The 20,773-nt window shown below is 70.9% G+C and carries 21 protein-coding genes and 1 tRNA gene; 18 read left to right on the plus strand and 4 right to left on the minus strand.

Annotated elements, in window-relative coordinates; genetic code table 11:
- Positions 1–47 precede the first annotated feature (47 nt).
- The 6 genes from CYL12_RS16290 (at position 48) to CYL12_RS16315 (ending at position 6,380) form a co-directional block, all read left to right on the plus strand.
- A complete protein-coding gene (locus CYL12_RS16290) occupies positions 48–1,385 on the plus strand; it encodes a carbohydrate ABC transporter permease (protein WP_101848491.1) in 1,338 nt (445 codons plus the stop codon).
- A complete protein-coding gene (locus CYL12_RS16295) occupies positions 1,385–2,353 on the plus strand; it encodes a carbohydrate ABC transporter permease (RefSeq protein ID WP_025104231.1) in 969 nt (322 codons plus the stop codon). The genes CYL12_RS16290 and CYL12_RS16295 overlap by 1 nt, the downstream gene beginning before the upstream one ends.
- A 132-nt stretch (positions 2,354–2,485) precedes the next feature.
- Complete coding sequence (locus CYL12_RS16300; RefSeq protein ID WP_101848492.1) at positions 2,486–3,856, plus strand: cystathionine beta-synthase; 1,371 nt, start codon at positions 2,486–2,488, stop codon at positions 3,854–3,856.
- 54 nt (positions 3,857–3,910) lie between these two features.
- The gene (locus CYL12_RS16305; RefSeq protein ID WP_101848493.1) at positions 3,911–5,071 is read left to right on the plus strand and encodes a cystathionine gamma-synthase; all 1,161 of its coding nucleotides are present in this window, start codon (positions 3,911–3,913) and stop codon (positions 5,069–5,071) included.
- Between the two features lie 47 nt (positions 5,072–5,118).
- Complete coding sequence (locus CYL12_RS16310; RefSeq protein WP_233486779.1) at positions 5,119–5,760, plus strand: phosphatase PAP2 family protein; 642 nt, start codon at positions 5,119–5,121, stop codon at positions 5,758–5,760.
- Positions 5,761–5,777: 17 nt separating this feature from the next.
- Entirely contained in the window at positions 5,778–6,380 is a 603-nt protein-coding gene (locus tag CYL12_RS16315; RefSeq protein WP_199399156.1) for a GNAT family N-acetyltransferase, read from the plus strand.
- A gap of 51 nt (positions 6,381–6,431) precedes the next feature.
- Here the strand turns inward: CYL12_RS16315 and CYL12_RS16320 are convergent.
- Positions 6,432–6,519, minus strand: a tRNA-Ser gene (locus tag CYL12_RS16320).
- A 165-nt stretch (positions 6,520–6,684) separates the two neighbouring features.
- Between CYL12_RS16320 and mpaB the strand changes: the two genes are divergently transcribed.
- The 12 genes from mpaB to CYL12_RS16365 all read left to right on the plus strand — a co-directional run bounded on the left by mpaB (position 6,685) and on the right by CYL12_RS16365 (position 16,283).
- Complete coding sequence (gene mpaB, locus CYL12_RS16325; protein ID WP_158297214.1) at positions 6,685–7,749, plus strand: daptide biosynthesis RiPP recognition protein; 1,065 nt, start codon at positions 6,685–6,687, stop codon at positions 7,747–7,749.
- The gene (gene mpaD, locus CYL12_RS16330; protein WP_101848496.1) at positions 7,746–9,005 is read left to right on the plus strand and encodes a daptide-type RiPP biosynthesis aminotransferase; all 1,260 of its coding nucleotides are present in this window, start codon (positions 7,746–7,748) and stop codon (positions 9,003–9,005) included. The genes mpaB and mpaD overlap by 4 nt, the downstream gene beginning before the upstream one ends.
- Positions 9,002–10,177 (plus strand): daptide-type RiPP biosynthesis dehydogenase, encoded by a 1,176-nt coding sequence (mpaC, locus tag CYL12_RS16335; RefSeq protein WP_101848497.1) that lies wholly within the window; start codon positions 9,002–9,004, stop codon positions 10,175–10,177. The genes mpaD and mpaC overlap by 4 nt, the downstream gene beginning before the upstream one ends.
- A gap of 5 nt (positions 10,178–10,182) precedes the next feature.
- Positions 10,183–10,317, plus strand: a complete 135-nt coding sequence (mpaA1, locus tag CYL12_RS17500; RefSeq protein WP_286120324.1) for an MpaA1 family daptide-type RiPP — start codon at positions 10,183–10,185, stop codon at positions 10,315–10,317.
- A 42-nt stretch (positions 10,318–10,359) separates the two neighbouring features.
- Positions 10,360–10,485 (plus strand): MpaA2 family daptide-type RiPP, encoded by a 126-nt coding sequence (gene mpaA2, locus CYL12_RS17505; protein WP_286120325.1) that lies wholly within the window; start codon positions 10,360–10,362, stop codon positions 10,483–10,485.
- Positions 10,486–10,495: 10 nt separating this feature from the next.
- On the plus strand, positions 10,496–10,615 hold the full coding sequence (mpaA3, locus tag CYL12_RS17510; protein ID WP_286120326.1) for an MpaA3 family daptide-type RiPP: 120 nt from the start codon (positions 10,496–10,498) through the stop codon (positions 10,613–10,615).
- A 66-nt stretch (positions 10,616–10,681) separates the two neighbouring features.
- Positions 10,682–11,494 carry a daptide-type RiPP biosynthesis methyltransferase gene (gene mpaM / locus CYL12_RS16340; protein ID WP_101848498.1) on the plus strand — a complete coding sequence of 271 codons (813 nt, stop codon included), beginning with the start codon at positions 10,682–10,684 and terminating at the stop codon, positions 11,492–11,494.
- Positions 11,491–13,173: a daptide biosynthesis intramembrane metalloprotease gene (gene mpaP, locus CYL12_RS16345; protein ID WP_158297215.1), complete on the plus strand. Its 1,683-nt coding sequence runs from the start codon at positions 11,491–11,493 to the stop codon at positions 13,171–13,173. The genes mpaM and mpaP overlap by 4 nt, the downstream gene beginning before the upstream one ends.
- A complete protein-coding gene (locus CYL12_RS16350; protein WP_101848500.1) occupies positions 13,170–13,892 on the plus strand; it encodes an ATP-binding cassette domain-containing protein in 723 nt (240 codons plus the stop codon). The genes mpaP and CYL12_RS16350 overlap by 4 nt, the downstream gene beginning before the upstream one ends.
- On the plus strand, positions 13,889–14,617 hold the full coding sequence (locus CYL12_RS16355) for an ABC transporter permease (protein ID WP_101848501.1): 729 nt from the start codon (positions 13,889–13,891) through the stop codon (positions 14,615–14,617). The genes CYL12_RS16350 and CYL12_RS16355 overlap by 4 nt, the downstream gene beginning before the upstream one ends.
- The gene (locus CYL12_RS16360; protein WP_101848502.1) at positions 14,614–15,345 is read left to right on the plus strand and encodes a hypothetical protein; all 732 of its coding nucleotides are present in this window, start codon (positions 14,614–14,616) and stop codon (positions 15,343–15,345) included. The genes CYL12_RS16355 and CYL12_RS16360 overlap by 4 nt, the downstream gene beginning before the upstream one ends.
- Positions 15,346–15,374: 29 nt before the next feature.
- Complete coding sequence (locus tag CYL12_RS16365; RefSeq protein WP_101848503.1) at positions 15,375–16,283, plus strand: oxygen-dependent tRNA uridine(34) hydroxylase TrhO; 909 nt, start codon at positions 15,375–15,377, stop codon at positions 16,281–16,283.
- Positions 16,284–16,290: 7 nt separating this feature from the next.
- Here CYL12_RS16365 and CYL12_RS16370 read toward each other — a convergent pair whose 3' ends face one another.
- Genes CYL12_RS16370 through CYL12_RS16380 form a run of 3 tightly spaced genes read right to left on the minus strand, consistent with a single transcriptional unit; the run spans position 16,291 to position 20,732 of the window.
- The gene (locus CYL12_RS16370; protein ID WP_101848504.1) at positions 16,291–18,555 is read right to left on the minus strand and encodes a transglutaminase family protein; all 2,265 of its coding nucleotides are present in this window, start codon (positions 18,553–18,555) and stop codon (positions 16,291–16,293) included.
- Positions 18,542–19,732: a DUF58 domain-containing protein gene (locus CYL12_RS16375; RefSeq protein ID WP_101848505.1), complete on the minus strand. Its 1,191-nt coding sequence runs from the start codon at positions 19,730–19,732 to the stop codon at positions 18,542–18,544. The genes CYL12_RS16370 and CYL12_RS16375 overlap by 14 nt, the downstream gene beginning before the upstream one ends.
- 10 nt (positions 19,733–19,742) lie before the next feature.
- Positions 19,743–20,732 (minus strand): AAA family ATPase, encoded by a 990-nt coding sequence (locus CYL12_RS16380; protein ID WP_101848506.1) that lies wholly within the window; start codon positions 20,730–20,732, stop codon positions 19,743–19,745.
- Positions 20,733–20,773 lie beyond the last annotated feature (41 nt).

A 20,773-nucleotide genomic window follows, 5' to 3' on the forward strand; every position in this document is an offset into this window, starting at 1 on the left:
CGATCCACACTGCGCGGGAACCCAGCACGATCCAGAAGGGGACGTTCATGTCGCACGCGACCATCGAGAAACCCGTCGAGGCTGACGCGCCGCCGACGACGCACGGTACCGACGAGAAGGGAAGGAAGGCCACGCGCACCATCCTCGCGATCGGCTTCGTGGTCGTCGTCGCGCTGGCTCTCCTGCTCGTCTTCACCGCTCCGACCGAGGAGTCCTCGCGGATCACGATCGGGTTCTCCCTCAACAGCTTCTTCCTGTGGCTGGGCGGTCTGAACCCGCTGGTGCAGATCCCCGCCGTGCTGCTCGTGTTCGGCGTGGTCGTAGCGATCATCCTCGTGCTGATCGAGTTCGCGCCCCGGCCCGGTCGCGGCTACTTCATCATGCGGCTGGTCGCGTGCCTGGTGATCCCGGTCCTCGCTCTGCTGCTGCTCCGTCCCTACGCGAACGCCGTCGTGTACGTCGTCGCGATCGCGCTGCTCGTCGGGGCGCTCCTCTTCTTCGCCGACTTCCGCGCCCGTCAGGGTGCCGGCTACCTGTTCCAGCTCGTGCTGTTCATGGCGCCCGCGACGATCATGCTGCTGCTGGGCCTCATCTACCCGGCGATCTCGACGATCTTCAAGTCCTTCTTCGACAAGACCGGCGACGAGTTCGTCGGGCTCGAGAACTACATCTGGGTCTTCACCAACCCCGTCGGCACGTCGTCGGTGATCAACACGATCATCTGGGCGCTGCTCGCTCCCGTGATCTCGGTCGTCATCGGTCTCGCCTACGCCGTCTTCATCGACAGGGCTCGCGGCGAGAAGTTCCTCAAGGTGCTCGTGTTCATGCCGGTGGCGATCTCGTTCGTCGGTGCGGGCATCATCTGGAAGTTCATGTACGACGCCCGTCAGGGCGACCAGATCGGTCTCCTCAACGCGATCGTCACCGCTTTCGGCGGCGATCCGGTGCAGTGGCTGGCGATCAAGCCGATCCTCAACACGCTCATGCTGCTCATCGTGTTCATCTGGACCCAGACCGGCTTCGCCATGGTGATCCTCTCGGCCGCGATCAAGGCCGTGCCGGTGGAGCAGATGGAGGCGGCCGAGCTCGACGGCACGAACGCCTGGCAGCGCTTCCGCAACGTGACGGTCCCCGGCATCCGGTCGTCGCTGATCGTCGTGCTGACGACCATCACCATCGCCTCGCTGAAGGTGTACGACATCGTCGCCGTGATGACCGGCGGCCGGGACGAGACCAGCGTCCTCGGCTTCGAGATGGTCAACCAGCAGCAGCGGTTCCAGAGCTACGGGCACTCGTCGGCGCTCGCCGTCGTGCTGTTCCTGTTCGTGTTGCCGCTGATCGTCTACAACGCCCGATCGATGGCCAAGCAGAGGGAGATCCGCTGATGAGTGCAACGCAGGCCACCGTCGTGGACAACCGCACCAAGCGTCAGGTGGCGCGCGATACGCGCCGCAACGAGGCGACCGCCCACAAGAAGCTGACCTCGAAGGGGGCGACGATCGCGGCCGCGGTCATCGCGCTCTTCTGGACCATCCCGACCTTCGGTCTCTTCGTGACGTCGTTCCGCCCGGGTGCCGACACGCAGAACAGCGGCTGGTGGACGGTCTTCTCCAACCCGGAGTTCACGTTCGACAACTACGTGCAGGCGTGGAACTCGGGCGGGACCTCGACGACCCTCGCGACCGCGTTCATCAACTCGCTGGCGATCACGATCCCCGCGACCGTGTTCCCGATCGTGATGGCGTCGCTCGCCGCGTACGCGTTCGCATGGATCGACTTCAAGGGTCGGAACATGCTCTTCATCTTCGTGTTCGCGCTGCAGATCGTGCCGCTGCAGATGGCCCTCGTGCCGCTCCTCAGCCTGTTCTCGGACGGACTGACGATCAACGACGTGCCGATCTTCCCCGGGTTCGGGCTGAACGAGGTGCAGTACAGCTTCGCCCGCGTCTGGATCGCGCACGCGATCTTCGCGCTGCCGCTGGCGACGTTCATGCTCCACAACTTCATCTCCGAGATCCCCGGCGAGATCATCGAGGCGGCCCGCGTGGACGGCGCCGGACACGGACAGGTGTTCTTCCGGATCATCCTGCCGCTGGCGGCTCCGGCGATCGCGTCGTTCGCGATCTTCCAGTTCCTCTGGGTGTGGAACGACCTGCTGGTCGCGACGATCTTCGCCTCGCCCGGCGCCCTGCCGATCACGCAGGCGCTGAACTCGCTCTCCGGCACCTGGGGGAACAAGTGGTTCCTGCAGTCCGCGGGAACGTTCATCTCGATCATCGTCCCGCTGATCGTGTTCTTCGCCCTGCAGCGCTTCTTCGTGCGCGGCCTGCTGGCCGGTGCGACGAAGGGCTGACCCTTCGACGGGCTCAGGCCCTTCGACAGGCTCAGGCGCTTCGACAGGCTCAGGGACCCAGGTCGCTGAGCCTGTCGAAGCGGCGGTGAAACACAGCCCCGACGGCGGGACGCCTCGACGTACCCTGAGCAGATGAAGTATGCGGACTCCATCGTCGACCTCGTCGGCGACACGCCCCTGGTGAAGCTCCAGCACGTCACCGAGGGCATCGCGTGCACGGTGCTCGTGAAGCTCGAGTACCTGAACCCCGGCGGGTCGGCGAAGGATCGGATCGCGGCCCGCATCATCGATGCCGCCGAAGCCGCGGGCGACCTGCAGCCGGGTGGGACGATCGTCGAGCCCACGAGCGGCAACACCGGCGTCGGGCTCGCCCTCGTGGCCCAGCAGCGCGGCTACCGGTGCGTCTTCGTGCTCCCGGACAAGGTGGGCGAGGACAAGATCGACGTGCTCCGTGCGTACGGCGCGGAGGTCGTCGTGACCCCGACGTCCGTCCCCGCGGACAGCCCGGAGTCGTACTACAGCGTGAGCGACCGGCTGGCACGGGAGATCCCCGGCGCCTTCAAGCCGAACCAGTACGAGAATCCGAACGGCCCACGCAGCCACTACGAGACGACCGGTCCGGAGATCTGGCGGGACACGGATGGCCGGATCACCCACTTCGTCGCCGGGGTGGGGACGGGCGGCACGATCACCGGTACGGGACGCTATCTGCGCGAGGTGTCCGATGACGCGGTGCGCATCATCGGCGTCGATCCGGAGGGCAGCGTCTACAGCGGCGGCACCGGTCGGCCCTACCTCGTCGAGGGTGTGGGCGAGGACATCTGGCCCGGAGCGTACGACCCTGCGGTCCCGCATGAGATCGTCGCCGTCGGCGATGCGGAGTCGTTCGCGATGACGCGGCGCCTGGCCCGCGAGGAGGGCATCCTCGTCGGCGGCTCCAGTGGCATGGCCGTCGTCGGGGCGCTGCGGGTGGCGAAGGACCTGCCGGCGGATGCGGTCATGGTCGTGCTCCTCCCGGATGGCGGACGCGGCTACCTCGGCAAGATCTTCAACGACGGCTGGATGCGCTCCTACGGGTTCAGCGAGGTGGAGGAGGGGGAGACGGTCGCCGACGTGCTCGCGGCCCGGGCCTCCCGCCACGGCCTCCCCGACCTCGTGCACGCTCACCCCACCGACACGGTGCTCGAGGCGATCGGCATGATGACGGAGTACGAGGTTTCGCAGCTCGTCGTGCTCAGCGCGGAGCCGCCGGTGATGATGGGCGAGGTCGTGGGCACCGTCGACGAGAAGGGCCTTCTCGACCTGCTCTTCCGGGGCGACGCCGAACCGAGCGACGCCGTCGGCGCACACGTGGGGGAGCGGCTGCCGCTCATCGGCATCCACGCGCCGGTCGCGCAGGCACGGGCCGCGCTCGCCGACGCCGACGCCCTCCTCGTCACCGAGGACGGCAAGCCGCACACCGTGCTGACGCGACAGGACCTGCTCGGCTACCTCTCCCGGTGACGCGGGACGTAACAGCCCGAGACCGGTCGGCGGGCCCGGACGTAGGCTGAGGGCATGTCCGACCACGATCACGCCTTCGCCACCCGAGCCATCCACGCCGGGCAGGCACCCGACCCGGTCACCGGGGCGATCATCCCGCCGATCTACCAGTCCTCGACACACGTGCAGGACGGCATCGGCGGGTTCCGTGACGGCTACGAGTACAACCGCGCGGGCAACCCGACGCGCTCCTCTTTGGAGACGCAGCTCGCCGCTCTCGAGGGCGGGGTCGGAGCGCTGTCGTTCGCGTCCGGTCTCGCCGCCGAGGACGCGTTGCTGCGCGGCATCCTCAAGCCCGGCGACCACGTGCTCCTCGGCAACGACGTCTACGGCGGCACCTATCGCCTGCTGACGAAGGTGCTCGCGCCCTGGGGGATCGACACGACCACCGTCGAGCTCTCCGACGTCGACGTGATCCGGGCGGCCATCCGTCCCGAGACCCGCATCGTGTGGCTGGAGACCCCGAGCAACCCGCTGCTGAAGGTCATCGACATCGCCCTCATTGCCGAGGTCGCACACGCGGCCGGTGCCCTCGTCGTGGTGGACAACACGTTCGCTTCGCCGGCTCTGCAGCAGCCGCTCGCGCTCGGTGCCGACCTCGTCGTGCACTCGACGACGAAATACCTGGGCGGTCACTCCGACGTGCTCGGCGGCGCCGTCGTCTTCGGCGACGACCGCTTCGTCGAGGCCGTGAAGTTCCAGCAGTTCGCGGTGGGTGCGGTCTCGGCGCCTCTGGACGCCTGGCTGACGACCCGCGGAATCAAGACCCTCGCGGTGCGGGTGCGCCAGCACTCCGAGAACGCGCAGGCCATCGCCGAATGGGCCCAGGCGCGGCCGGAGTTCGCGCAGGTGTTCTATCCCGGCCTCCCGTCGCACCCCGGTCACGAGATCGCGGCGCGGCAGATGAGCGGCTTCGGCGGCATGCTGTCGCTCGGTCTCGCCGCGGGTGCGGACGCCGCCCGGGCCTTCGCCGAGAGCACGCGCGTGTTCCAGCTCGCCGAGTCGCTCGGCGGCGTGGAGTCGCTCATCGGCTACCCGCCGGAGATGACCCACGCGTCGGTCCGCGGCACCGAGCTCGCCGTCCCGGAGAACGTCGTGCGCCTCTCGGTCGGCATCGAGGACGTGGCCGACCTCATCGCGGATCTCGAGGAGGGTCTCGCCCGCATCGCCCGCTGACCGGCACGGCGACTCGCGATCGCGGGGGCGTCCGTCACAATGGGACGATGAATCGACGGATGCTGCTGTGGTGGGGCGTCGCCTGCCTCCTCCTGGCCACTGCCCTCGGCGCGCTCGTCGTCTTCGTCTATCCGCAGACGCCGGGGCTCGACCAGTGGTGGAACGACACCATCGCGGCGGTCCGCGCGGACTGGATGCTGAGCTTCGCCCTCGCGCTGAATTGGATCGGCGGTGGCTGGGTCGCCATCCTCGCCGTGCCGCTGGCGACCATCGCGATCCTGCTGCTCCTGCGCCGATGGCGGGGGGCGCTGTTCGCCGCGTTGTGCTTCCTCGTCAGCGCCGGTGCCGTCCAGCTCCTGAAGAACATCTTCGGCCGAGCCCGCCCGCACGACATGCTCGTCGTGAGCGACTACGGCTCGTTCCCCTCCGGTCACACCGCGAATGCGGCGACCATCGCGCTGGTGCTCTGGGTGCTCTTCCCGCGGGTCTGGGTGGCGATCGTGGGGGCGGCCTGGATCGTGCTCATGGCCCTGTCGCGGACCTTCCTGTCGGTGCACTGGGCCACGGATACGCTCGGCGGGGCGTTCGTCGGCGCCGGCGTCGTCCTCGTGCTGGCCGCCTGGCTGGTGCCGTGGGTGCGACGCGATGTCGAGGTCGCCGCAGGCGCCGATAAGCTGAGCGGAACCTGACCGCCGGAGGAGCCCCCGTGTCGCGTATCCGTCCCTACAGCCCGAGTGATCGCGCGGCGATGTTCGAGATCTGCGTCAAGACGGCGGACGCCGGGGGCGACGCCACCGGCGTGCTGTCCGACGACGAGCTCTGGGGGAACCTCTTCGCGGTGCCGTACGTCGAGCGGCACCCGGAGCTCGCGTGGGTCGTCGAGGCCGAGGACGGGCGCACCATCGGCTACATCGTCGCGACCGACGACACCGACGCCTTCTACACGTGGTTCCGCGACGAGTGGTGGCCGACCCTCCACGCGCGCTATCCGCAGTCGACGGACCCGCAGACGCGCGAGGAGAAGCTGATCGAGTACGGCTACACGCGGGAACCCGGTGTCGAGCCGAACGCGGCGGAGTACCCGGCGCATCTGCACATCGACCTGCTGCCGGAGACCCAGGGGCAGGGGCTGGGGCGAGGTCTCATCGAGACGCTCTTCGCCGAGTTGCGCGGACGCGGTGTCCCCGCGCTGCACCTGGGCATGGACCCCGCGAACGGCGGTGCGGCCGCGTTCTACGAGCGTCTCGGCATGACCCGCCTCCCCTCTGGACCGGGGGGCCTGACCTACGGCGTGCGCTTCGACGGCTGACGGCGACCGAAACGAAGAAGACCTCCGCGATGCGGAGGTCTTCTTCGTCGGTGGCGGTGACGGCGGGATTCGAACCCGCGGTTGCTTGCACAACACACGCTTTCCAAGCGTGCTCCTTCGGCCGCTCGGACACGTCACCAGGGAACAACCTGTCCATCCTATCCGATCTCCCACCGGCCTCGTGACATGCCGGTGAACCGTCGCTCGAGGCCCCATGCCTGTTATATTGCGCGTCAGGCGGAGTCTGGATATCTTCATATGAAGACGCAAAGGCGTCAGGCGGATCCGGTTCTCTGGGGGAATCATGGGGACGAATACGACAACCGGACGACGGGGCGACCGGCCGACGGACGACGTGCGGCTGGTCGGTCCCCGAGCGCTGCGCGCATGGATCACGGGCGAACATCATGCGCATGCCAGGGTGTTTCTCCTCGAGAGCCAGACCGGTGTCGACGCTGTCGCGACGGTGGCCGGTGCCGACGACGTCGTCCTCCACCCCGAAGGGGTGGCGCCGCGTCCCGGGCCCCGCCTCGTTCGCTACAGCGGCACCCTCGCCGACGTCGGGGACGAACTCTTCCTGGAGGGGCGCGGCGTCGAGCTCCAGGACTACATCGCGGCCTCCTTCGTTCAGATCGTCGGACCGACAGCCATGCGCTTCTTCGACAGCGCGAGCTGGCGCGCCTTCCTCGACGATGCCGAGCTCGCCCGGCGCACGGGGGTCTTCGCCGCGGCGATGATCGACCCGCGCGTGCTGCTGGCGGATCGCCGCGCCCTCGCGCGGCCGCATGAAATCGAGACTCCCAGCGCCATCCGCATCGACCGTCTCGGTGGGGTGCATCTCGGGCTTCAGGGCGCAGCAGTCGGCCCCGTCGAGGATCTGTCGAGCACCCTGGATCAGGCTCTGCCGCTGTCATCCGCGCTGGGAGAGGTTCCGGCCGGGACGGAGCTCATCGCCGCGCTCGATGCCCGGCCGTGGATCGCCCGATATCTCGACGCGGCCGACCTCCGCAAGATGCTCAGCCTGCCGAACGGCGCCGCTCAAATCGCGGGCTTCGGCTGGGCGCTGCTCGACGACGGCCTCGCGGATGCGGAGCCCTCGGCCACCGACCCCTTCCTGCTCGACACCGCCGAGGGGTTCCTCCTGGCCGATGTCGGAACACTCCGTCGGCACCTTCTGTCACCGCTCACGGCCGCCGTCGTCGACGCCCTTCAGACCTCACGCACGCGCGCGCTGGCAGCGGCCCGCGTGGCGCGGGCGCAGGGGCTGCCCGACTCCCAGGCGCGGCGACTGTGCCTCGACGCTCTCGAGGTGCTCGGAGTCCACCTCGGCCGGCCGATCCGGGACACGGCGCGGGACGGTGACCGATGACCGAGCCGCACGCGCTGTGGACGTCGATGCTCCCCGCCGACACCGCCTTCACCCCGGACCGTGTCGCGGTCGGCGCCTGCGGAAATCGGATCACCTACGCGGACGGCTCACAGCGCCTCTGTGCGACGAGCGGCCTGTGGAACGTCCCGCTCGGCTTCGGCAATCCCGCGATCGCCGACGCGGTGAGCAGAGCGACGTACAACGCGTCCTACCTGTCGCTGTTCCGCGCTCCGCATCGATATGCCGAGGACGCCGCCGACGCCCTCGTCGCCCTCGCCGGTTCCGAGCGGTACCGCCGCGTGATCTTCTCGACGTCGGGGGGAGCGGCCAACGACGCCGCGATGAAGCTCACTCGGCAGTACTGGGCGCAGCAGGGCTCGGGCTCCCGGGCGCTCGTCGTCGGACTCCGCGGCAGCTATCACGGCACGATGTACGGCAGCCACGGGCTGAGCGGCGACGACCTCCTGCAATCGGTCTACGGTGTCGACCGGAGGACCGTGCGGCACGTGTCGCACGCGGATGACGGGGACGAGCTCGCAGCGCTACTGGAGCGTGAAGGGGCCCGAGTCGCCGCCGTCGTCGTGGAGCCCGTCCTGGGCAGTGGGGCCCGCGCGCTGTCCTCGATTTTCATCGACCGTCTCCTCGACCTGCGAGAGCGCCACGGCTTCCTGCTCGTCGCCGACGAGGTCGCCACGGGTTTCGGGCGCACCGGCACCCTGTTCGCGACTGATCGCTGGGCCGCGGCTCCCGACATCCTCATCGTGTCGAAGGCGCTGACGAACGGCGCGATGGGGGCCGCGGCGCTCCTCATCGGACCTCGCATCGCGACGGCGTTCGCTCGGGGCGGCTGGACCTTCGTGCACGGGGAGACGCAGGCGGGCACGCCCGCGTGTGCGGCCGCGGTCCTCGCCGTGATCGACGAGCTCCGCCGCATCGACGTCGAGACGACAGCGCAGGCGCTCGCCGCCGTACTGCACCGCCTCGCGCGCACGTGGCAGGACGACGGGATCGTCGCCGAGGTCACCGGCAGCGGCTGCTTCATCGGGGTGGGGCTCCGCCGCCCGGACGGATCCCCGCTCTCTGGGACCGACGTCCTGGAGGTGGTGTCCGCCATCGCCGACAGCGGCGTCGTGGTGCACCCCGGGCCGAGCTCCATCCAGCTCATCCCCGGCTACGGATTCACCGCGGCGGACGTAGCGGAGACCGACCGGGCCGTGCGAGGCGGCCTGGCGCGCGTGCGGGAGGCGGTGACATGACCGTGCCGTTCACCGCACGCGTCCCCACGCTGTGGCACGGGCCGCGCGCACGAGAGACGATGGTGGGTCTGACAGCGGGACGCGACACGCTGGTGATCGCCGACGCGGCCGTCGCGCGCCCCCTTCCCGCCGCGCAGCCGGCCCGGACGATGACAGTGGACGCCTCGGCGGTGGACGAGCCCGGCATCGTCCTGATCGTTGAGGAGATCGTCCGGCGACCGCCCGAGGTCATCGTGGCCGTGGGAGGCGGAAGCGTCCTCGATGCGAGCAAGATCGCCGCGCTCGCGCTCAGCCCCGGTCGCCTTCTGGACTTCGCCCTGCGGCACGCGGCGACCTCGGCGCTCACGATCCTGCCCGACGCGCCTCCGCCGGTCGACATCATCGCGGTGCCGACGACGCTCGGCACGTCGTCGGAGACGAACAGCGTCGCCATTCTCCGGAACGGCCGCGGGGCTCGGCTCCTCATCGGTCGCTCGCTGCGTCCGCGGCACGCCGTCCTCGATTCCGACCAGCTCGCCACGCTCACCCCCGCTGCCGTCCGAGAAGGCGCGCTGGAGGCCTTCCTCCGGCTGGCCGGCGCCTCGACGAGTCCGCGGACGGCGCGGGCCGACCGCGACGCGCGGGTCCTCGGCCGGGCGCTGCTTGAAGCAGCCTCTGCAGACGTGATGTCGACGACGGGACGGCTGCGCCTGGCGCGGCTGAGCGCCGCGACCCAGCGCACGGCCGCGCTCCGCGGACCCGATCTGTACAGCGCCCGACACTGGTATCTGGCGAATGAGGTCGCCTTCCACCTCGGTGTCCGCAAGATGGTCGCCACTGCCGCCGTCATCGCCGCCGTCTGGCGGCGGATCGGCGCGGGGGACGCCCGGTGGGGCGACCGGGACAGCCTCCGATCCTTCTGGGCGGGTGTCGCGAGCGGGACCTCACTGCCCCGCGAACCGGTTGCCGGCGTCTCCGCCCTCCTTGACCGGGGAGCTCTCTCGACGCCGCCGCGCCCGAGCGCTCCGGAGATCGACCGCATCGCCGCCGCGGTGGAGACGGCGTGGGGAGCTCATCGCCCCATGCTGCGCGGTCTCCGTGCAGAGGAGATCGACGCCGTGCTCCGCGACTCCCGCTGGAGCGCACCTCGGTCGGCCCCCGCCGACCACCCACGAGTGACGGAGAGGAGGTGACGTGAATGAACGAAAGCACGGAGACGAGCATCCGATTCCAGGAGCTCGAGCCGATGGAGGCTCCCAGCTGGGACAGCTTCTACAAGGGCGTGATCGGTGCCCTGGTCCTCATCGGGATCGGAGCCGCGGCCGCCACGTGATCCAGCCCGGCCGCACGGGTTCAAGAACGGAAGGAGGTACACATGTCGACCGCAACGCCGGCGCTCGAGTTCACCGAGCTCGAGGCCATGGATGCGCTCAACGACGGCGATGACTTCATGCGGGGTTTCGCCGTGGGCGTCATCATCGGAATCCTCGCGCTGACCTAGGAGGTACACGTTGCAGAACACGTCGCTGGAGTTCCTGGAACTCGAACAGATCGACACCCCGCTCGAGTGGTGGGAGCACGCGAGCTACATCATCGCGATCATCGGCGGCGCCGCCGCCATCGCGACCTGACCGAGGGTGCGGGCGGGATCCCCGCCCGCACCACCGACCATCGATCCGAGGAGAGGCGAAGCACGGATGACATCCTTGATCACCGAGGCCGTGGTGGCGCGGCTCGACCTCGTCGGCGCGACCGCTCGGCACCAGGACCTGTACACCGGAGCCGGCGCCGACTTCTACGACCGGCTCGTCGGCCCGGACCGGGCGGAGATCCGCGAGGTCCTCGCGCTCGCGCGCACCGCCCCCGGCCCCGTCCTCGACCTCGCTGCCGGGAGCGGACGGCTGACGGTGCCGCTCGTGCGCTCCGGACACCGCGTGACGGCGGTCGACCTCTCGGCCGACATGCTCGCACATCTCCGTCGCGCGCTACCGGACCGGGCCGCTGTCGACTGCATCGTCGCGGACATGCGCGACCTCGCGCTCGAGGGACGCTACGGCCTCGTCGTCTTGGGGGCGACCTCCATCACCCTGCTCGATCAGGCCGGGCGTTCCCGTCTCTACGCGGGAGTACGACGGCAGCTCGCGGCCGGCGGCGTCTTCGCCCTCTCGGTCGCCGGCGGGGCATCGGCGGACAGCCTCACGGTCGCGACCGCACGGGAGATCGCGGTCCCCGGGGCCACCGACGACGAGACCTATCTCTTCGCGCAGCAGATCGAGGACGAGGGCGCGGTGCGGGTGGTCAACTGGGTCCGCCTCGCGGACATCGCCCCGCGCGCCGAGGTGCCGGTGCTCACGAGCCGCCTGCACGTCCTGAGCCCCGAGATCCTCGCCGGCGAGCTCACCGCGGCCGGTTTCGCGGCACCCCGGATCTCCCCCGTGCGGACGGCTGCGGGCACGGACATCCTGCTCCTCACGACCTCGCTCGCCGACTCCGCGGGAGGTGGGCGATGACGACGGCTCGTCCCCGGCTGCCGCGGCGCCCGGGTGGTCGACGGCGGGAGGTGCTCACCGCGGACTCCCGCCCCGCCCTCGCGACCGGCGTCGCGTTCGAGTCGATGGGAGAGAACGCCGCGTGGGTCGCCACCCTCGACGGCGTCCCATCCGCACGGCTCACCCCGGACGTCGTCGAGCTGCTGACGGCGATGGACGGCCGCACCCCGGTCTCGGTGCTGCGGGGGCGTTTCGCGCCGGGGGAGAGCGACGAGAACTTCCTGCGGCTGGTAGAGCGCTTCCGCGCCAACGGGCTCCTGCACGGCAGCGCGTCCCGCCCGCCCGGCCGCGTGACCTACCGGCCGCCCTTCACGGTGCAGCTCGCGACGCTCCGAGCCCCCGCTCTCTTCGCGCGCCTTGATCGGCTGGTCGTCCCCGTTCCGCCCCGGGCAGCCCTCACCGCTCTGGCCGCGGTCCTCGCCGCCGGGGTGGGCGCCGCGATCCTGCAGGCGGAAGACCTGCGGAATGTCCTCGTCCGTCCCGTCCCCGTCGTCGGCTTCGCGGTCGTCGTCGTCGCGCTGGCGCTGGCGACGCTGCTCCACGAGGTGGCGCACGGGCTCGCTCTCACGCGGTTCGGTGGCCGCCCTCGGCGGGCGGGGTTCATGCTCTTCTACCTCACGCCCGCGTTCTTCGTCGACGTCACGGACGGGTGGCGGCTCGGTAGCCGCCGGCGCCGAGTGGCGATCGCGCTCGCCGGACCCGCCGTCCACGCCCTCGTGGCTGCTCTCGCGCTGCTGACCGCGCTCGCCGTGCCGCCGTCGACAGCCCGAGAGACGCTGCTGCTCCTGTCCCTCTCCTGCACGATCGTGGTCCTCGTGAATCTGATCCCGTTCGTGCGCTTCGACGGGTACATCGCGATGATGAGCGCTCTGGACGAGCCGAACCTGCGGGCGAGGGCGGTCCGCGACGGTGCGGACTCCCTCGCCCGTGTCTTGTTCGGCGGCTCGCGTCCGGAACGGAGCCTGGACCGCTGGTGGAGCGTGCCCTTCGGTCTGTGCTGCCTGGCGGCGCCGATCGTGCTGGTGCTGTTCGCCGTCGTCAGGACCGCGCAGGTGCTCTCTGGCGGCGGACCGGTGGCGGGCCTCGTCGTGCTGGCGCTGGAGGTCGTCGTGCTCCTCGTGGGTGCAGGCCTCCTGGCGCGCGCCCTGACCCGGGTGCTCCGCACCGGCGTCTCCCGGCTGCGCTTCGTCGCCGTGAACGCGGTGCTCGCGGCCGGCGCCGTGATCGTCGGCATGGTGCCCGTCCCGACGGCGGCGACGCTCGGGTTCGCCGTGGAGGGTGACCGCGTCGTCCTCGTGCGCGGCGGCGGCGAGGCCGGAGCGCCGGTCCCGGATGGTGCGCGCGTTCTCCTGTCGACGCGCGGGATCCTCGGGAATCAGTTGTGGGGCGAGGGGACGGTCAGGAGCCGACCGGCGGAGCCGGTGGAGGTGCCGATCCAGGCGCTGTTCCCGGTCAGGGAGGACGGCACGGCGGTGCCCGCGACGGCCGTCGCAGAGGTGGACGTGACAGGGGCAACGCGCGGACTGCCGCCGGGCGGGCAAGCGCGCGTCGAGCTCGGCACGAGCGCGCTCTGGCAGGCGCTGTGGGCGGCGGCCGTGTCGCCCCTGTCGGCTCTCACGAACGAGGAGGAGAGAGGATGACCATGAACCAGCACGCCATCGAGGTGCGCGGCCTCACGAAGAGGTTCGGACGCCGCACCGCCATCGAGGACCTGTCGTTCGCCGTGCCCCGCGGAGCCATCGTCGGGCTGTTGGGCCCCAACGGCGCCGGGAAATCGACGACGCTGCGGGCGATCGTCGGCCTGGTGAAGCCGACCAGCGGAGACGCTGTCATCGACGGGGCGCCGTTCACCGCGCTCGACAACCCGGCCGCCCACGTCGGCGTCCACATGGACGGCTTCGGTTTCGAGCCCGGGATCTCCGGACGGCGGCATCTGGAGATCTGCCGCCTCGCGGCCGGGGTGTCCCGAGACCGTGTCGACGAGGTCTTGGAGGAGGTGGGCCTCGCCGCCGATGCGCGACGCCGTGTGAAGACCTACTCGACCGGCATGGCCCAGCGGCTGGGACTCGGCGCCGCCCTGATCGGCACGCCCCGCACGCTCATCCTCGATGAGCCGGCCAACGGACTGGACCCCGACGGCATCCGGTGGTTGCGCGGCTTTCTCCGGAACTTCGCCGCGCGTGGCGGCACGGTGCTGGTCTCCAGCCATCAGCTCCCCGAACTCGAGCAGGTCGTGGACGAGGTCGTCGTCATCAAGCGCCGCGCGCTCTTCGCCGGCCGGCTCAGCGACCTCGTCACGGGAGAGGTCGATTCGCTCGAAAGCCGATACTTCGATCTCGTCGAGGGAGCCCCCGCATGACCGGCGTGGTGCGCAGCGAGCTGCTGCGCGGCGTCAGCGGTCTGTCCATGGTCGCGGTGTACCTCGTGGCCGTGCTCATGCCGGCCTTCGTCCTGTTCTCCGACGGGTCGCGCTTCGACCTGACCGGCCTCGACGACGGCGCGGCGACGGCCCGGCTGCTGGAGCCGCTGGCGTGGTCGGTGATCTCCGCGGCGTTCGTCGGGTCCTATCCGGTGACCAGGGAGTACTACTACGGCTCCATGGACCGGACTCTCGCGGCGGTCGGATTCCGGCCCACCTTCACGGGGAAGCTCGTCGGTGGTGTCCTCATCGCCCTGGGGTTGGCGGCCGTGGTGTTCATGCTGTGGACGGTCGGGGTGGCTGTCTCCCTGGCGGGGGAAGGGCTGGCCCTCCAGCTCACGGCGGAGGCCTGGCGCATCTACCTCGGCGGCCTGGCGGGTGTCGTCCTCGGCGCTGTCATCGGCGGGGCGATCGGCTGGCTCACCCGGAACTACTACGCGACGGCGATCATCGTCCTCGTCTTCCCGATGGCCCTCGAGTTCGCTCTGCTCCGTACGGCGCCCGAGGTCGCACGGTTCTCACCGGGAATGGCCATCGCGGCGTTGAGCGTGCCGGAGTACCAGGACAAGCTGCTCGCGTTCGCACCCGCTCTCGCTATCGGGGGCGCCTGGGCGATCGGTCTGGTCGCGCTCGCCGCGATCCGGGGACGACGGAGTGTCGCGTGATCGGCCGGGCGCTGCGGGCACAGGCCCGCAGCGCCGCCGGGGACGTGGTCCTCCTCGGCGTGACGCTGGCGGCGTTCCTGTTGTCCCTGTCGCTGGCCACGAGTATTCCGGCGGAGCTCGCGGCGGCTCCGCCCGCCGCCCGTGCGGAGCTGGTCGCCCCCTTCGACACCGTGCTCGCGACGTACGCCGGCATCCTCGCCGCCGTCTACGGCTCGTTCCGCTACACGATCGACCGGCGCGACGGCGTCGTCGCGCAGCGGCTGATGCTGGAATCGCGAGGGGCGATGCTCGCCGTCCGCATGCCCGCCACGGCGCTGGGCGGTGCGGTCGTCGCAGTCGCCGCTGTCGTGGGCGGTCGCACGGCGCTGCTCGTCACCATGGGCGGCCTCCCCGTGCAGGCGTCAGCCATGGCGGCCGCCGTCGCGCTCGGCGCGGTCGCCGCGTTGTGGGGAATGGGGATCGGCATCGTCGTGCCGTCTCATCTCGCGGCGCTGTTCGTCGCCGCGCTCTCGATGGGGATGGGCTTGTTCGTCGCGATGTTCTGGAGCACCGGTGCTGTCTACTTGCCCCTGCCCGCCCTCCTCGAGGCGTTCCAGTTCGACGTATCGGCCGTGGGCATCGCGGCGGACGAAAGGCTCGGAGCGCTGGCCGTGCCTGTCACCGCGGGATGGAGCTTCCTGGCAGCGGCGATGGGAGCGGTCGTGTTCCTGCGGCGGGACGTGACCTAGCCCACCAGGAGGCGACGTAGGATTCCTGGGTGGCCACCCCCAAGATCGTCCTCTTCTACGCGTTCACCCCGCTCGCCGATCCGGAGGCCATCCGCGTCTGGCAGCGCGACCTCGGCGACGCGCTGGGGCTGCGGGGTCGCCTGCTGATCTCGTCGCACGGCATCAACGGGACCCTCGGTGGCGACCTCCCGGCGCTGAAGAAGTGGGTGCGGTCGTTCCGCTCCTATGCGCCCTTCCGTGACGCCGACATCAAGTGGAGCGAGGGCAGCGGGCTGGACGCCTCGGGCCGCAGCCTCGACTTCCCGAAGCTGAGTGTGAAGGTGCGAGAGGAGATCGTGTCGTTCGGCGCCCCGGACGAGCTGCGGGTCGACGCGGACGGCGTCGTCGGCGGGGGCGCGCGGCTCACGCCCGAGCAGATGCACGCCCTGGTCGCGGAGCGCGGGGACGAGGTCGTCTTCTTCGACGGCCGGAACAAGCTCGAGGCCGAGATCGGACGCTTCCGCGGCGCCATCGTCCCGGACACGGAGACCACCAGGGACTTCGTGCGCCTGCTCGACTCCGGCGTCTACGACGATCTGAAGGGCAAGCCCGTCGTCACGTACTGCACGGGAGGCATCCGCTGCGAGGTGCTGTCCAGCCTCATGGTCGCCCGTGGCTTCGGGGAGGTCTATCAGTTGGAGGGCGGCATCGTCCGTTACGGCGAGACCTACGGCGACGACGGCCTCTGGGATGGGTCGCTCTACGTCTTCGACGGTCGCGGATCGGTCGACTTCTCCGACCACTCGCGGATCATCGGCGTGTGCGCGGGATGCGGTGCAGCGACCAAGCGCACCGCGAACTGCCCTGACTCCTCGTGCCGCGCACAGTTCGTCGTCTGTGCGGGCTGCGATGGCGTCGCGTGCCCGGCGCACGCCGCCGCGTCCGCAGCGCGCGCCTGACCGCCGGTCAGACCAGCAGCCGGGAGTCGGACCCCCGCGGGGCGTAGAGCGACCGGGGGAGCAACAGCGCACGGGCCCGCGTCGTCCGGTCCACGTGCGCGCGCAGGCTCCGTACGACGGTCGACAGAGGTGCGGCGAGGTCGTCCTCCGTGGCGGAGGTGCGCGCGTAGCTGGCGCGCTCCACCGTGGTGATCACCTGCGTCAGCGCGACCTCGTCCGCTCCGGCATCACGGACGAGCTGCAGCGCCCGCATCCGCGGACTGTTCGCATCCGAGACCGGGATCCCGAGGTCGATCAGGGTGTCGCGCAACTCCGCCCACGCCGCGGCCGCGTCTCCGCGTGCGGCGCGGCGCATCCGAAGGCGCCGCTCGACGAGGCGGATGAGCCCGGGCAGGAGGAGGAAGACCACGACGCCGAGCACGGTGAGGAGGACCGGTGTCGGGTCGAGCCGGCGCAGCTCGCCGGAGTCCGTCGAGCCGGCGTCGGCGTCCCTGCGGTCGAGCTCGGGAGCGGAGGTCTCCTCCGTCTGCGGGGCCGTCGTCGGCGCCGGGGCGTCAGGGCTGCCAGGGCTTGCGCTCCCGGAGGTGCCGGCGCGGAACGCCGTGGGGACACCGAGCGAGGCGGTCGGCTCGAACGGGACCCACCCGATGCCGGGGAACAGCACCTCCGGCCAGGAATGCAACTGGTCGCTCGACACCGAGAAGATCGACTCGTCGCCGCGCTTCTCGTTCGTCATCGTCCCGGGGAGGTAGCCGACGACGATGCGCACCTGCATGCCCAGACTCTCGGCCATCAGGGCGAAGGACCCCGCGAAATGCACGCAATATCCGGAGCGCTCCTCGAGGAAGCGCGCCACGGCGTCTGCACCCGTTCCGTCGAAGCCCTCCTCGACGGGCGTCTCCAGCGAGTACTCGAACTGCGAGCGGAACCAGTTCTGGAGCGCGATGAGGCGGTCGTAGTCGGTGTCCTCCTCCGCCGTGACCTCCGCGGCCAGTTCGGAGATGATGCCGGGCAGCTCGACGCCGTCGTCCTCGGCGTCCGTGAGGGGCGGGGCCGCGTCCGCGGCGCGGATCTGCTCCAGAGTCGGCGTCACGCGAAGAGAGGTGACCGTGTAGTCGTTGCCGACGGCGTCGCCCCGACGGGAGAAGAGGGTGCGGTTCTCGGGCGAGACGCGCCACGCGGCGCTGAGACCCTGCACGTCCGTGGCGGGGTAGGGCACGGGGAGCCAGGAGCTCGACATGCGCAGCACGCGGATCGAGGTCGTCTGCTCGGCGGTGGTGACGTCCTCTCCCCACTCCGGTCCGCCGAAGCCGTCGACCTGGGACTGCAGGTCGCCGCGATCGGGTTGCCAGACGCGACCGTCGAAGCGGGAGAGGGTCGTGAGGCGCAGGTAGGGGGCGGCGTCAGTCTTCGCGGCCACGGTCAGCACCTCGACCGGGCTCGGCTGCCGGAGGTCGTCGCCCAGGCGCAACGACGCGTCGACCGACACGCCCACCCCGGTCCCTGCGATGGTCGAGCCGACCGGCAGCAGCGGCGTCACGACGAACGTCGCTGCGATGGCGGCCGCGCCGACAGCGACCGCGACGCCTGCCGATGCCCGGCGCGGAGACTCCGCATGCCGGCGCGCCGTGAACCGGAACACGAGGAGCGCCACGACCGCAGCGGCGGCGAACCACGCCAGATTCGGAGAGCCGAGGGTGATGATCGTGGGGACCGCGCCGATGACGCCCAGCAGGACCGTCGTGAGGACGGCGGACCGGTGCGCGATGAGGTGGTCGAGGAGGATCGCGACGACCGCGAAGCCCGCCCCGAGAGCTGCCGCGAGTCCCGGGGAGGCGTCGAGCGGTGCCGATCCGAAGACGATCTCCTCCGCCGCCGCGGCTGCCAGCGCCTGGAAAAGGGTCAGGGTGCCCGACGTCGGAACGATGCCGAGGACGGCGGTGTCGCCCGCGAGCAGCAGCGTGAGAACGCCGACGGCCACGACCACCTGGGCGAGGAGGGTGAGCAGCCCGATGACACCGTCGGACCGCCGACGCAGAAGGTGCCGGACGAGCGCTCCCGTCCCCACCACGGCGACGATGACGAGGGACGACACGAACGACCACGTCCCCGGGGCGATGACGGCGGTGAACGGCCACAGTGCGGTCAGCGCAGAAAGACCGGCGAGGGCCCCCGGCGCGAGGACACCGGGCGGCTCCTCCCGCTCCCGGTACCAGCGCGGGCGGGTGTCGACGGGGAGCACGGCGGGACGAGGACGCTCAGCGCGGAACATCGGGGGCTCCCGTCCGCGCCGTCAGGGCGTCGTCCCAGGCTTCCGCGACGTCGGTACCGAGGGGGGTGACGGTCCACCCGTGCCGGCGGGCGGCGTCATCCGCTCCGGCGAGCGGCTCGGTGGCGAAGAGCAGCGGTGCGGCGGCCCCTGCCGGACGCAGCAGGGCGGCGTCCTCCTCGTCCAATCGCCCGGTGATGTAGACGAGCGGCCCCGGCGGCGTTCCGCCCAGGAGCGTGACGAGGTCGCGTCGCTCCCCGCGCGGCGTCACCATCGCCAGAGCGACGAGGAGACCGTCCCTGTCGTCCTCGTGCCCTCGGAGCCCGCCGAGAAGGGTGCCGGCGCTGTCGAGGACGTCGACGCTGTACCCCTCGGCGGCGAGGTGCAGGGCGACGGACGCAGACAGGGAGACGACGGCCTCGAACGCCGGATCGACGGCGTCAGTATCTGCCGCCCAGGCGCCGGCGGCACGGTCGAGCACGACGACCGCGTCCGGGCTCGACTCCTCCTCCTCCTGCCGGACCATGAGTTCCCCGCGGTGCGCGGTGGCTCTCCAGTGGATGCGGCGCATGGAATCGCCGGGAGCGTAGCCGCGGGGGGAGAGGTTGTCGCTGCCCTGCCCCAGACGCGTGGACGAGGTGTGCGCCGTGCCGCCTGCGGCGCCGATCCGCACCGCGAGCGGGGTCAGGGCGAAGACCTCGGGCACGACCGTGATGGTGCGCGTGTCGCCGAACGCCTGCTCCCGCTGAGCGAGACCGAACGGGTCGACCGTCCGCAGCAGGAGGGGGCCCAACGGCCAGACGCCCCGGCGCACGCCGGTGACGAGGTAGCTGAGCTGAGGCGTGTCCGCGGGATACTCGCCCCCGGAGTCGCCCGTGACTGCCGGGGGGAGGACGTCATGCCAGAGCCCATGCGGGACGCGAAGGGCCCGCAGGGTGAAGCGGACCGTCACCCGCGAGGTCTCCGAGACGGTGAGCAGGTCGGTGGAGATCTGCCGGCTGACCGTCCCGGAGCGCCGGGGGAGGCGCACGGCGAGAGCGGCGAACAGCGTGAGCGCGGCCAGGAGGACTCCGAGGTACAGCAGGATCCGGGCACCGAGGACGTTGGCGGCGATCATGCAGGCGAGTGCGGCGAGGAGCGCACCGGTGCCGCGCGGCGTGAGCAATCGTCGTCGGCGCATCGCGGAGTCCTCAGGAGCGCGTCGCGACGGGGACGCGGACCCGCTCCGCGATCTGGGTCAGCGCGGCCTCGACCGGCTGCGCGCCCGCGCGGTGGGCGCCGCGGGCCGGAAGCAGCCGATGCGCGAGAACGGGGATGAGCAGGTCCGTGATGTCGTCGGGGATGACGAAATCGCGGCCGTCCAGCGCAGCCCAGACCTTCGCGGCGCGGACGAGCTGCAGCGTGGCGCGAGGGCTGGCCCCCAGATGCAGGCTGGGATCGGTTCGCGTCGCCTGGGCGAGCGCGACCGCATACTCCTCGAGGGCGGGGGCGACGTGCACGGCGCGCGCCCAGGCGATGAGCTGCGAGATGGCGGCGGCGTCCGCGACGGGGGTGACGGTCGCCAGGGGATTCACGACGTCGCGCTGCCGGAGCATGAGGGCCTCGGCGGCGGGGTCGGGGTACCCCATCGAGATGCGCATCATGAAGCGATCGCGCTGCGCCTCGGGGAGTGCGTACGTGCCCTCCATCTCCAGCGGGTTCTGCGTGGCGACGACGAGGAACGGATCGGGCAACCGGTGCGTGGAGCCGTCGACCGTGACCTGCCCCTCCTCCATGGCCTCCAAGAGCGCGGACTGCGTCTTGGGGGAGGAGCGGTTGATCTCGTCGGCGATGACGATGTGCGCGAAGATGGCGCCGCGCTTGAACTCGAACTCGCGGTCGACGGGGTTGTAGACCGAGACACCGGTGACGTCGCCGGGCAGGAGGTCCGGGGTGAACTGGATCCGTCGGACGGTGGCGTCGACGGTCGCGGCGAGCGCGCGCGCCAGCATGGTCTTCCCGACGCCGGGGACGTCCTCGATGAGCAGATGGCCTTCGGCGAGCAGGCAGACGAGGGCGCTGCGCACGGCCTCGGGCTTGCCGTCGATCACCTGGCTGATCGAGCCGAGGATGGCCGCGGTCTGGGCGGCGAACCCCTCGGCGTCGATCGCGACCGGGCTCAGGGGGGCGTTCTCTGGCATGCGTTCCCTCTCGTCCGGCGCAACGATGCGCGTGCATCGAT

The organism is Zhihengliuella sp. ISTPL4 (assembly GCF_002848265.1).
Lineage (GTDB): Bacteria > Actinomycetota > Actinomycetes > Actinomycetales > Microbacteriaceae > Microbacterium.